The 12,525-nt window shown below is 55.0% G+C and carries 7 protein-coding genes; 5 read left to right on the top strand and 2 right to left on the bottom strand.

All coding sequences use genetic code 11. The features are described from left to right. Positions 1–8: 8 nt before the first annotated feature. From ROSERS_RS11630 to ROSERS_RS25010, 3 genes are all read left to right on the top strand, one after another. Positions 9–1,964 carry an ATP-binding protein gene (locus ROSERS_RS11630; RefSeq protein WP_011956981.1) on the top strand — a complete coding sequence of 652 codons (1,956 nt, stop codon included), beginning with the start codon at positions 9–11 and terminating at the stop codon, positions 1,962–1,964. A gap of 108 nt (positions 1,965–2,072) precedes the next feature. Then, on the top strand, positions 2,073–3,269 hold the full coding sequence (locus ROSERS_RS11635; protein ID WP_011956982.1) for a sigma-70 family RNA polymerase sigma factor: 1,197 nt from the start codon (positions 2,073–2,075) through the stop codon (positions 3,267–3,269). Positions 3,270–3,280: 11 nt separating this feature from the next. After that, a complete protein-coding gene (locus tag ROSERS_RS25010) occupies positions 3,281–5,968 on the top strand; it encodes a DEAD/DEAH box helicase (RefSeq protein WP_198136380.1) in 2,688 nt (895 codons plus the stop codon). A gap of 147 nt (positions 5,969–6,115) precedes the next feature. Here the strand turns inward: ROSERS_RS25010 and ROSERS_RS11650 are convergent, their stop codons facing one another. Further along, complete coding sequence (locus ROSERS_RS11650; protein ID WP_011956984.1) at positions 6,116–8,248, bottom strand: 3'-5' exonuclease; 2,133 nt, start codon at positions 8,246–8,248, stop codon at positions 6,116–6,118. A gap of 239 nt (positions 8,249–8,487) precedes the next feature. Between ROSERS_RS11650 and ROSERS_RS11655 the strand changes: the two genes are divergently transcribed. Continuing rightward, positions 8,488–9,111, top strand: a complete 624-nt coding sequence (locus ROSERS_RS11655) for a Uma2 family endonuclease (RefSeq protein WP_011956985.1) — start codon at positions 8,488–8,490, stop codon at positions 9,109–9,111. A 182-nt stretch (positions 9,112–9,293) separates the two neighbouring features. Next, complete coding sequence (locus ROSERS_RS11660; protein ID WP_011956986.1) at positions 9,294–9,683, top strand: zinc-ribbon domain containing protein; 390 nt, start codon at positions 9,294–9,296, stop codon at positions 9,681–9,683. Between the two features lie 118 nt (positions 9,684–9,801). Here ROSERS_RS11660 and ROSERS_RS11665 read toward each other — a convergent pair whose 3' ends face one another. Next, on the bottom strand, positions 9,802–12,141 hold the full coding sequence (locus ROSERS_RS11665; protein WP_011956987.1) for a sodium-translocating pyrophosphatase: 2,340 nt from the start codon (positions 12,139–12,141) through the stop codon (positions 9,802–9,804). Positions 12,142–12,525 lie beyond the last annotated feature (384 nt).

Below are 12,525 nucleotides of genomic sequence, written 5' to 3' on the forward strand. Positions count from 1 at the left end.
GTGCAGCGATGGGAAAACAGCAGAGATCAATTGGCAATCAGTATCAGTTTCGCCTGGAGGGGTTTGAAGAGGAGGAAGAAATGGCGGTCGAAAAAAATGTACGTAACATTGACCCAACGTTGGATGATGGATTTGCACCGGTGTCTCAAGAAGTTTTCCAGAGCATTGATGCCGATGCCGAAAAAGCAGGTGGGGCCTGGGAAGAGCCAGAGGAGTACGTCGGCTCGATTGGGCGCACAATGTTTGATACGCCATCAAGCAAGGACAATAGTCTAACAGTGCTCTTGCCGCGTGAAAGTATGGAAAAGGCGCCGTCACAGTCGCTGGTGCGCATCAAGAGCCGGGATGGCCGATCCTATCTGGGTGTCGTTATCGAAGGACCGTTTGCTGAGCCTGACGGTATTCGTGGCGATTCGCCAATTGTGGTGACGACGACAGTCAAGGGCGGTATTTTCATGCCCAAGTTTCACGGCCGAGTGCAGGTTGAAATTCTGGGTGAGGAGGACGAAAGCGGTATGCTCGTTCCGCCGCGCTTTCGTCCTTTGCCGAATAGCCCGGTGTTTGCCCTTAATAGTTGCGAGACCGCGAATGTATTGAAACTGGAAGGCGATATTCGATTGGGATTAGCAGTAGGACACGAAAACCTGGAGGTGCGCATTCCTTCTGATCGCAAATCGGTCCTGCCGCGCCATGTGGGTATCCTCGGTACCACCGGCGGTGGTAAATCAACAACTGTGTCTGGATTGATCTACAGTCTACAGAAGGCCGGGATCGCTACGGTGTTGATCGACACTGAAGGCGAGTACACCATGATCAACGAACAGACCACCGATCGCACGATGATCGCAGCGCTTGATCGTCGTGGATTGAAACCGGATGGCGTTCAAAATACTCATATCTATCATCTTGTCGGTCGTGAAACAACCAACCCTGGTCATCATCCGAAGACCAGCTTCTGTATAAAATTCGATAAACTCTCGCCTTATCTCGTAATGGAATTGCTGGAACTCAACGAACCACAGGAAACACGCTACCTGAAAGCGTATGATATTACGAGGCGCGTCTTGCAAGATCTTAGGATTTCGCCGCAGGCGGGAGAGGATCCATCACGTTTCTTCGAGTTGGATGAGATGGAAGAGGGATACCCGCAAATGACGCTGGAACAGATATACGATATCATTACAGCGTGTGCTCAAATCATCGACAAAGCGGAGGATGGTATAGAATTCCACTCGAAGGAGTTTCGCAACCGCAAAGATGATGTCATCGCAGCGATTAAGAGGGCTATCAATGCTGATAGTAGTAAGAAGTCCGAGGGTTCGCTTCCCGGCGTCGTTAGCAGTTGGCGCGCGCTGCAAGGGAAGATTGGCCGTATTCGTCGCCTGAAGATTTTCGACAATCCAGATGCAAAGCCTCTCAACTATCGTGATCTGACCAGACCGGGTCAGGTATCGATTATCGATCTCAGTGACACTGACTCACCGCGGATCAACAACCTTGTCATCGCAGAGATTCTTCGCGGAATTCAGGAGCAGCAAGACAGGAACTATGTCGAAGCAGAGAAAGCAGGTAGACAGCCAAATCGTACCATTGTAGTTATTGAAGAAGCGCACGAGTTTCTTTCTGCAGAGCGTATCAAACAAATGCCGGTGCTCTTTCAGCAGGTCGCGCGTATCGCCCGCCGTGGCCGCAAACGCTGGCTTGGGCTTGTCTTTGTGACGCAACTTCCGCAGCATCTGCCTGATGAAGTGCTTGGCTTGATCAACAACTTCATTCTGCACAAAATCGCTGACGCTGGCGTTATCAATCGTCTCAAACGCTCAGTTAGCGGAATCGACGAAAGTCTGTGGTCGCGCCTGCCGGGTCTTGCACCGGGACAGGCAATCGTGTCGATGGCTGGTATGACACGCCCGTTGCTTGTTGCAATCGATCCCACTCCTTGTAAATTGCGGATGGTCGATTGATCTCGTCGCATTTGTTATGGTCATCTTTGGTAGGCTTATTGCCAGGAGGAGATCGCGGGTCTTTGCGCTGTCAGCTTCTCAAGACCTGCGAGTATATCAGGTGCAGTGATGTCTCAACATTTTTGCCACCAGGCGGGATATGCACAGAATGACGCATGGCTGACCCGCGCGCTTGATGAGGTGCTCCAGAAACTCGATCCTGCGCCAGGAAAGGCGATCACCTATCGCCAGATCGATGTTGTGCTCGATGATGCTGGCATAGAGCCGGATCTCGCAACCCAACTCTATGAACGCATCCTGCGAACGCTTGAAGAATGCCAGGTTCAGGTGGTTGAGGCGGAAGAAAGCGATCTCGGAAACGACGATTTTGCGACAGAAATTGCTGATGAAGTCTTCGAGATGCTCGCGGAAATGATGGGACGAGCCGGTGAATTTGATCACGAGTTGCTGAGTGCTGCCGATGAACGGCGCCTGCTCGAGATTTATCACGACGGATTGCGTGCCAAACGCGAATTGCAGAGCGGCCTCAGTTCAGTGCAGCAATATGCCGCCGAGCGAAGGATCAAGGCGTCGGAAGAGGCGATCGATACATTGATGCGCTGCAACCTGCGCCTGGTTGCGAAGATAGCCACGCGTTATATGCCGTATGCCCGACACCTAACCTTCGATGATCTGCTGCAGGAAGGGCGGATTGGCTTGCTCAAAGCCATCGAGAGGTTCGACCAGAATTGTCGGGGGCGATTATCAACATATGCCGTCTATTGGATTCGGCAGTCGATACAGCGAGCGCTCGCAGATCAGGATCGTATGGTTCGCCTGCCGGTTCATATTGTGGAGCAACTTCATCGTTTGCGTAAGACGTGCGAGCAGTTCCGCTGCATTCACGGTCGTGAGCCAGGTGATGCTGAGTTGGCAAATGCACTTGGCGTTTCTCTCGCTAAAGTCCGATCTCTGTGGCGTGTTGCGCAGCACCACACATCTATCGATCGACCGGTTGGTGCAGATACCAATACTTTCCTGGGGGAATTGATCGCAGATGATCGCGAGGAGGGTCCAGATTTCATTTGTGAGCAACAGTTGCTTCATGCAGTGCTGAGAGAGGTATTGGGTCACCTCTCTAGCCGTGAGCGTGACATCCTTGAGCGGCGTTATGGTTTGATCGATGGTCAAACGCATACTTTGGAGGAAATAGGTCAGATTTTTGGTCTTACACGGGAGAGAATTCGTCAAATCGAGCGAAAAGCGCTCAAACGTCTTAATAGAGGTGAATATCGACGAATATTACAACCTTTTCTTTACCAATGAGGAGGATGAAGATGAATATTATCGCTATACGCTGTCGCAGGCATAATCGGGGAGAAAATCCCAAGTCATTCCGCTTATTGCAAATCGCGCTTGACCAGGGACAAAAAAGAGCGATGCGCTATTTAACGGAAAAGGATGGTAATATTGTTAAAGGAGCTTGGTCATATACCTCTCGTCCGTTCGCCCCTGGTTTATACTGCTTCCATTGTCTTAATGAAGGCATCCGCGAAATGATACCTGTTGATCTTGAAGACCTTCGTGATCTGGGTCTTTCAGATCTGCCACTTGTGTTTCAGTCAGCGGAGTCCTTTCAGGCGGTAACGCTTGTTAACTCCATGATTAACAGGTATCAGGACGCGATTCGTAATATTCAGGAATTTCCTGCACGTTCAGCCTCTTTTGATGATAATAGAATAATTAATGGTCTGAATCCAGAACTTCAGCACGTTTTGCAGAAGAAGGTGTTGCCCAAAGGTGGAAAACTTTATTCGTTTCAGGCTAAGGCTATTGAGGTGGCGCTTAATGGTCACGATATCATCATTACAACCCCTACCGCAAGTGGTAAATCATTAGCGTATATACTACCGGTGTTAGAGGCTACATTATGCTCTTCTGATGCTACCGCGCTCTATATTTCGCCATTAGTGGCTCTGACTGAAGATCAGTTTGAAGCGCTTACGATTTTTGATGAGAGCGGTACAGATTGGATCAGGAAGGGTGAACGTTTTTCTATTCATCGTGTATGCCGGACGCTTGTGATAGGCTCTCGAAGAGTCACTATCGCACGTTATGACGGTTCTGTGCTGCCTGGTGATCGGGAGGAAATACGTCGGCGCCGTCCGCAGTATGTTCTGACAACCCCTGATATGCTCCATATGGCTATGCTCAGAGGTGCGTTTGATGATCGACATTGGCGTTATCTTCTGGCAGGGTTGCGCTACATCGTAATCGACGAAATGCACATCTATCGGGGTATTCTTGGTGCCTCCTTCGCCAACCTGATACGGCGGCTTCAACGTTTGTGTCGGTTGCATGGGACCAATCCGCAATTCTTATGCGCGTCTGCGACCATGGTTGATCCGATTGGAACCGTAGAGCGTTTCATTGGTCGGCGTCCAGTCGGAGTTGATGGATCTGAGGATGGCGTTCCCCAACATAAGCGTATGGTGGTGATCTGGAGCAGCAGTGTCGATGATGGTCAGGTGTATGCAACATCGACTCATGCTAAAAATGTGCTACTGCACCTTATAAGCGAACGTGTCCGCCATATCGCATTCGCGCGATCAATTGGAGAAATTAACGATATTTATCGCTTTACTTCTGCTGAGTTACGCGAACAAGGCATTGACACGCCGCTTATCAAGCCATTTATGCGTGAACTGCGGCCAGACGAGAAACGCGCCATCATTCGAGATCTTAAGGATGGCCGCCTTCATAGTGTTATCTCAACAACCGCTCTCTCGATGGGTATTGATATCGGTAGTCTTTCGGCAGCCGTCATTATCGGTTTTCCGGGATCGATCGCACAATTCTGGCAGCAGGCTGGTCGTGCTGGACGTGCTGGCGAAGGTGTGATCATCTTGATTGCTGATCGAAATCCACTGGACCAATTTTTTGTCCAGCACCCAGAGGTCTTATTCGATCTGAATGCAGAGCCAGTCTATTGCAATCCTGACAATCCATATATCGTGCGGAGCCATTTGTTGACAGCAGCGCGCGAATTTCCACTGAGTGACGAAGATTTCCATTTGTTCGGAAAAGCTGCACTGGATCAAATACAGACGTTGACCGCCGAGGGATTGATGACTTCTGATGGCATGGGTCGATATGAATTGACGGAATCTGCTAAAAATTTGGCTGATACGCCTTTTCGCAGTCTCACGTTCGCTGTTCCGGTGAAGGATCAGGAAAAGCGTCTGATTGTCGAAGTTGATGCAGCAAGAGCGCAGCGGGCTTTGCATCGCCATGCACATTATCAGCATATTGATCGCTATTATCGTGTTATTTCCTGTGATCTGGATTGGAGTCGAGGGCGTGGCGAAGTTGTCGTTCAGGAGTTAGAACATCCCGAATATACGACAGCTGCGCATGTTGAGATAGATATCTCGATCATTGACTGTCAGATCCAGCGTGATGATGAACATTACGTCGTAGGGTACGGCATTGTCAAGTGTCATACCCGGGTTGATGGATACTACGAAGTTCCGCTGTTTTCTCGTAATGAGCCCTTCAAGTATCGACCGCTCGGTCGCGCAGCACCTCCACCGCTCGAATATCAGACGCAGGCATTCTGGCTGTTGCTTTCTCCGAAAGTATTGGATGCAATCTCGCCTGATGAACGAGAAGCCGCGATGTACTCACTGGCAGGCGCGTTACGGTTAGCGACGTCTATAGAAGAATTGTGCGACCTTTCAGACGTCGAAGGCGTCGGAATGCTACACTTTCAGGATGTCCTTCGCCCCATGGTGATGGTGTATGACACGGTTCCTGGAGGTGTTGGCATTACAGAGGCAGCGTTCAGACGTCTTGACCGAATATTGCTTCGAGCAGTGCAGATCCTCGAGGAGTGTCCATATTGCTCGAAACATCCAGAGAGTCGTGGTTGCCCTTATTGCGTTACCGCAAGGTATGGCGATGAAAAAACGATCAACCGTTTGGCTGCGCTGGAAATCATTCGTAACTTTCAGTCTTCAAGTTGACAATATATCTTGTTCGTATTCTTGAATTTTTCTTCCCGTCGACGGCGAGTGAAGAGCGCATGTCTGGAGCCGATACCTTTCAAGTAAGGAAGCACAAGCCTGCGTGTCTTTTTGGCTTTGTGCACGCTTATTTGAAAGATCTTGCGACTAGACGAGGATGGGGATTTCCTCAGGCTCCGAACTCTCCCTCCGCCACACTGGCGGTTGCAACGGTGCAAGGAACGGCGACGGCGCCGCGCGCGATCCGCAGACCAGCAGCGCCCGCATGGCGCGCGAGCACCCGACGAAGAAGAGACGGCGTTGCTCGTCTTCCTGCACCTGCGCCTCCTCGACCGGCAAGTCCTCGTTGATCCGCGGCAGGCGTCCTTCGTCCAGACCAACAATTGCCACAAAGGGAAATTCCAGCCCCTTGGCGGAGTGCAGCGTCAGCACTTTGACCAGGGGGACGGTAATGTCAAGCTCTCTGCCGGATTGGAACACTGCTGGCATACCCAGCTTGCTGAGACGTTCGGCAAGTTCCCTGCCTTCCCGGTTGCTGGTGCAAAACACAGCGCCGCTGTGGGTTGGCAGACGGTAGTAGCGCGCTGCTTCCAGGAAGAAATCACGGATCGTTTCAGCGGCGCGCGTATCGCTGCTGACCAGCCAGATGAGTGGCGGATCCCCCTGATGCGTCGATGGGAGTTGCTGGATGCTCTCTTCTTCGCCTGCCTGGCTCCCTGCCAGAATGCTGGCGCAGGCCGCCAGAATCTGCGCCGTATTGCGAAAGTTCTGCTTCAGCAGTATCGTCCGACCGGTGAAGGCAAGGTCGTGGTGCACCTGCTTCCAGCTGAAACCGCGCTGGTAGATCGACTGCGACGCATCGGCGGTCAGATAGACATGCTCTGGCGTTTCCACCAGGTTCAATAGCAACCGCAACGCCACCGGCGAAAGGTCCTGCGCTTCGTCGATGACCAGCGCCTGATATGGTTTTGGGTCGATGTGTGCGGTGTATTCCATTGCACCGCGCCGCACCTGCTCGTGCAGAACGAGACCATTGGCGCGCATCAGATCACGCCAGTATTCATAGACCGCCCACAGCGCTTCGCGGATCGCCGGTTTGAGCGGCGTGCGTCGTCCGTGACGCTCAATGACCAGGTATTCTTCCTGACTGCTGATATTCCGCGCTTCGATAATGTGCAGAAACTCCTGAAGCAGATACTCCTGTCCGAGGTGCTCCAATGCCGCGAGGCGCGTCTGACGGTCTGCCTCGTTTGCTGCGGGTATCTCCGCTTCGCGCAGCGACATGGCGAGCAGAGCAAGTGCCTGTCCTTCAGTTGCGAATGTGGGTTTTCCCCACCCTCTGGCAAAATAATGGTATGCCAGACTATCAACCGTGGTCACCTTGACCCCCCATGCGTCTGGCGGTGCGCCGAGCAGTCTGGTCAACAGTTGCTCCGAATAGGTGACCAGGGCATTGGTATAGGTGGTGAAGAGCACCGATGTGACACCCTGTTCCAGCAGACGCTGCACCCGATAGAGCGCCAGCGTGGATTTGCCGGTTCCCGGACCGCCCCGCACCAGGATCGGACCGCGGCGATCCTGATTGATCAGGCGCTCCTGTTCTGGCGTCAGACGCAGCAAAAAACTGCTCAGGTCTTCTTCGGCAAAACGCTCGACATCCGCAGGCGTGGAAAGGACGAATTCGGGCTGCGCTGCAATCGCATCGAGCGAACGGGGGAACAGGTTGTCAAGGATGCGATTGAGATCGCGTTCCGGGATCGGCAGGTTGAGCAGATCGTCCTCGGTGCGCGCAGTGAGGATCTCTGAATGATACTGGGCGGGTATGCGCCAGCGCTCCAGCATGTCGTTTGTTATCATGAACGGCAGCGGGCGACCTGGCGGCAGTGTACGCGATGGCGGCATAATATCGAGCGTTGGCGCGCTGAGCGTGAACTCTTCTTCAATAACGCCACGCGCTTTCGGTGTGAGTGTGGACGGATCGGGCAACGTTGCTGGCGGAACAATATCGGGTAGATCGTCTTCATACGTGCGCTCGTTGCGCTTGCGCACGCTCAGCAGTTTGACCCATCCCCTGCCGATGCAGTAGCAAATACGGTAGTCGCCAACCCGCACCCGATAGACATTGTCGTACCCCTTGAGTTTCTTTGCATCGCCGCGAGCTGAATAGGGATCACTGGCAAGGATCTCCAGCTTTTTGGTGATCGCCTTGCTCACGTGGCGTGGGAGGTCGAGCGATTCGTAGTAGAAGGTGGGGGTGAAGGAGAGTTCAAATGCTGGCATAATCATTTCTCCGGAGGATTCTGTCTGACGAGCGCGATAGTGCACGTGGCGTCATCGCCGTCCTTAACCATTCTATCACCAAATGCGTACAAATGGACTCCAGTATGGGAAGGCGATAGTAGCGAATTGCTACCGACCCTCGGTGGCAGGCATATCCTGGTTTTCAGAGTGCGCCCCCGCTATGCCTGGATTCACGGTATAATGCCCGCCAGACGGTTCACGCTACGGAGGGTTATGGTATGCTCCCTGAGAACGCCACCGTCGCGCCGCTGCTGGTCGACCACGCCGTGCCGGGACCGCCCCACGGTCGCTGGACGGTCGCGGCGTGGGAAGGTCTGCCAGACGATGGCAACCGCTACGAAATACTTGAAGGGGTCCTCTGGATGACGACCGCGCCCAGCGCATTTCATCAGTGGATTGTCGGCAGGTGCATCGAGTTGTTGGGTGTGCCGGCGCGTCAGCGTGGGTTGGGTATCTGGTTCACAGCGCCGATTGGCGTCATCCTGTCGCTGCACGACGCGGTGCAGCCCGACTTTCTCTTCATCCGCGCCGAACGGGTCGCCGCGCTGGTGCGCGAGCGGCGCATTCATGGCGCGCCCGACCTGATCATCGAAGTTCTCTCGCCGGGCAACAGCACCGAAGCGATGGCGCAGAAGCGAGCGCTGTACGCGCACTGCGGCGTGCCCGAATATGTGGAAATCGACCCGGCGCAGTGCTGCGCGCGGGTGTACCGGCTGGAAGGCGACGCCTACCGTGCGCCGGTCATTTGCAATGACACGCAGACACTGCACCTGACCTGCCTGCCCGACCTGCCGGTGGCGGTAGCGGCGTTGTTCGCCGACGCCCCGGATACGACGCTGTAACGCTGTAACGTTATTCTTGCAATCGCCTCACGCTCGTGATACACTATATACGGTTTGGTTCCACGTGGCGCCCTGGATTCCTGCCTCTGCAGTCAGATCCCATAGCCCATTGTCTGCCAGACCCCGGTTAATCAGTCCCAAGGAATGGGCTTACGTTCAAGCCCAAAGGAGCGAAGCGAGCGATGAGCTACGCCGACAAAACATTGACGTGTCGCGACTGCGGCGCACAGTTCGTATTTACTGCAGGTGAGCAGGAGTTCTACGCACAGAAGGGATTCACGAACGAGCCATCGCGCTGCCCGAGTTGTCGGCAGGCGCGCAAAGCGTCGGGCAGTAGCGGGTACAGCAATCGCAGCGGCGGTGGGTACGGTGAACGGAGCGGCGGGTATAGCGAACGAAGCAGCGGGTACAGCGAACGAGGCGGCGGGACGCGTTCATCGGGCGCGCGCGAGATGTACACCGCCATTTGCGCGAATTGCGGGCGTGAGGCGAAGGTGCCGTTTGTTCCAAGCGGTCGTAAACCGGTTCTGTGTGATGATTGCTTCCAGGAGCAGCGTCGCAATCGGATGTAGTGCGGAACAACTACAACGTACCCTGTTTCCGACGGGTGGGTCTCCGACTCATCCGTTTTGTCTGGAAAAAATGGGGCGATCCCGTCGGATCGCCCCTCCCCGATGTATCGGTTGCACACTACACGCCCCTGGCAGTTGTCGCAGGCGCTGTCGTTTCAGCCGTCATCGACGGCGCTTCGCGTTTGCTCTGCCAGATCGCCCACGCCAGCGCAACCGCGCAGATCACCATCGCAAAAATGACTCCCGGACTGCCGCTGGGGATCGTCACAACAATCGGCGCAATAATCAGCGCCACCAGGTTGATCACCTTGATCATCGGGTTCAGCGCGGGTCCTGCCGTATCCTTCAGCGGGTCGCCGACCGTATCGCCGACCACAGCGGCTTTATGCGGCTCCGAGTGCTTCCCGCCGAAGTTCCCTTCTTCGATGTACTTCTTCGCATTATCCCACGCACCGCCAGCATTCGCCTGGAACACCGCCATCAACTGACCGGAGAGAATGATGCCCGCCAGGAAACCGCCGAGCGCCTCGACGCCGAGCAGGAACCCGACCAGGATCGGCACCATCACCGCGATCAGACCCAGGCTGATCAATTCCTTCTGCGCAGCCACGGTGGAGATACTCACCGCCCGCGCATAGTCAGGCGTCACCGTGCCCTCCATAATGCCTGGGATCTTGAACTGACGACGCACCTCGTTCACGATCTGCGACGCAGCGCGCTGCACCGCGCGGATCGTTAGCGACGAGAACAGAAACGGCACCGCACCGCCGATCAGCAACCCGATGAAAACCGTCGGCATCGCAACATTGATGCCGATGGTGCGCAACTGCTCCGCCAGCGGAACGCCGATCTGCTCCTGCACCTTCGATACGTCCGCCAGGTACGAACCGTACAGCGCCACTGCCGCGATCACTGCCGAGCCGATAGCGATGCCTTTGGTGACCGCCTTGGTCGTGTTGCCGACCGCGTCCAGGTCGTCCATCACATTGCGCGCATTCTTGTCCAACCCCGCCATCTCGCCGATACCGTTCGCATTGTCCGAAATCGGACCGAACGAGTCCATCGAAATCGTGTTCCCGGTCAGCGTCAGCATACCGATACCGGTCAGCGACACGCCATACAGCACTGCGGTGAGCGTCACTGCCGGATCGGTCGAGTACCCGGCGAAGATAGCGATTGACGTCAGGATCGACGCACAGATCACCAGGATCGCCCAGACGCTCGATTCCATGCCGAGCGCCAGACCGGCAAGAATATTGGTGGCTGCGCCCGTCTTCGACGCCTTGCTCGTTTCCTTCACCGGGTTGAAGTGCGTCGATGTGAAGTATTCCGTCAGTTTATCGAGCGCCACAGCCAGCGCCAGACCGGCAATGGTCGCCAGGAACGGACGCCAGTCAATAGCGCCGGTTGTCGGATCGACCATATAGACTGCGGTAAACGCTGCAAACCCGACAAGGCAGAGAAAAGCGGCGACGTAGAACCCGCGATTCATCGCCGCCATCGCATTGCGGCGCTTCTCGTCGGTGCTGACCACCGAGTTGCCGACAACCGACGCGATCACGCCAATGGCGCGCAGCACCAGTGGGAAAACAATGAATCGCAGATCATACTGCCCATCCCCCAGCGTGCCGACCACTGCATCACCCAGCACCAGACCGAGGATCAACGCCGACACCAGCGTCACCTCGAAACTCTCAAACACGTCGGCAGCCATACCGGCGCAGTCACCAACATTGTCGCCCACCAGGTCGGCGATCACTGCTGCATTGCGCGGATCGTCTTCAGGAATACCGGCTTCCACCTTCCCCACCAGGTCGGCGCCGACATCGGCAGCCTTGGTGTAGATGCCGCCGCCGACGCGCATGAAGAGCGCGATCAGCGAGCCGCCGAAGCCGAAGCCGAGCAGCGCGTCCGGCGCAGCGATGCCGTAGACCATAAAGATCAACGTACCGCCTAGCAACCCAAGCCCCACCGTCAGCATCCCGGTCACCGACCCGGACTTGTAGGCGACCTGCAACGCAGGGTTGTACCCCTTGCGCGATGCAGCGGCAACACGAACATTGCCTTCAACCGCAACATTCATCCCAACGAAGCCGACCGCATACGAGAACAACGACCCCATCAGGAACGCGACTGCGCGCCCAATCGCCACCCATAGCGTCGCTGTCTCCTCACTGCCGAAGTGCTCGACGGCTTCGCGTGTCGGCGGAATGATGAACACACTGGCAGCAAGCACAAACGTCAGAACGCCGATCAGGATGGCAATCGTGCGGAATTGACGGCTCAGATAGGCATTGGCGCCGTCTTTGATGAATCCCCACACCTCTTGCATGCGGGCAGTGCCTTTATCCTGCGCCAGGATCTGTGCACGAAGCACGAATGCGTATGCGATGCCGAAAATCGCAACGCCAAGCACTGCCCATACGGCTGCCTGTTCGAAACTGCTGAGTTCTTGCATCGACTCTCTCCTTGATAGCGTGCGGATAGCACCATTGCTTTGAACACCTGATTAAGGAAGAACTACTCTGTTTCGCCTGTTGAACACCGGCTGCATTGCCGGCTCCAGTCGGACGACGCAAAGGAAAGAGTATACCGACCTGTCAGGCTTCCGGTGCAACTCCTTTCGATCCAGTTTGAACCACGAGGGGAAGTGACGCTCGATTGTAGCATAGCCAGGCGCGTCATGCAAAATGAGGATGACACGCAACAGGTTAAGACATGACAACATCTGGCGGTATTAATCATATGACTCGAGCTGCGCAATGCGCCTCTCCAAAGGGAGAGGTTCTGCATCCCGATACCTCTTCAAAAGAAGGATGATAACAGTGGATTGACACTCTCC

It is taken from the genome of Roseiflexus sp. RS-1, assembly GCF_000016665.1.
GTDB lineage: Bacteria > Chloroflexota > Chloroflexia > Chloroflexales > Roseiflexaceae > Roseiflexus.

Excerpts from the sequence above, each read along its gene's own strand:
- ROSERS_RS11630 (WP_011956981.1), top strand. The coding sequence starts at position 9 with ATGGGAAAACAGCAGAGATCAATTGGCAATCAGTATCAGTTTCGCCTG.
- ROSERS_RS11635 (WP_011956982.1), top strand. The coding sequence starts at position 2,073 with ATGTCTCAACATTTTTGCCACCAGGCGGGATATGCACAGAATGACGCA.
- ROSERS_RS25010 (WP_198136380.1), top strand. The coding sequence starts at position 3,281 with ATGAATATTATCGCTATACGCTGTCGCAGGCATAATCGGGGAGAAAAT.
- ROSERS_RS11650 (WP_011956984.1), bottom strand. The coding sequence starts at position 8,248 with ATGCCAGCATTTGAACTCTCCTTCACCCCCACCTTCTACTACGAATCG.
- ROSERS_RS11655 (WP_011956985.1), top strand. The coding sequence starts at position 8,488 with ATGCTCCCTGAGAACGCCACCGTCGCGCCGCTGCTGGTCGACCACGCC.
- ROSERS_RS11660 (WP_011956986.1), top strand. The coding sequence starts at position 9,294 with ATGAGCTACGCCGACAAAACATTGACGTGTCGCGACTGCGGCGCACAG.
- ROSERS_RS11665 (WP_011956987.1), bottom strand. The coding sequence starts at position 12,141 with ATGCAAGAACTCAGCAGTTTCGAACAGGCAGCCGTATGGGCAGTGCTT.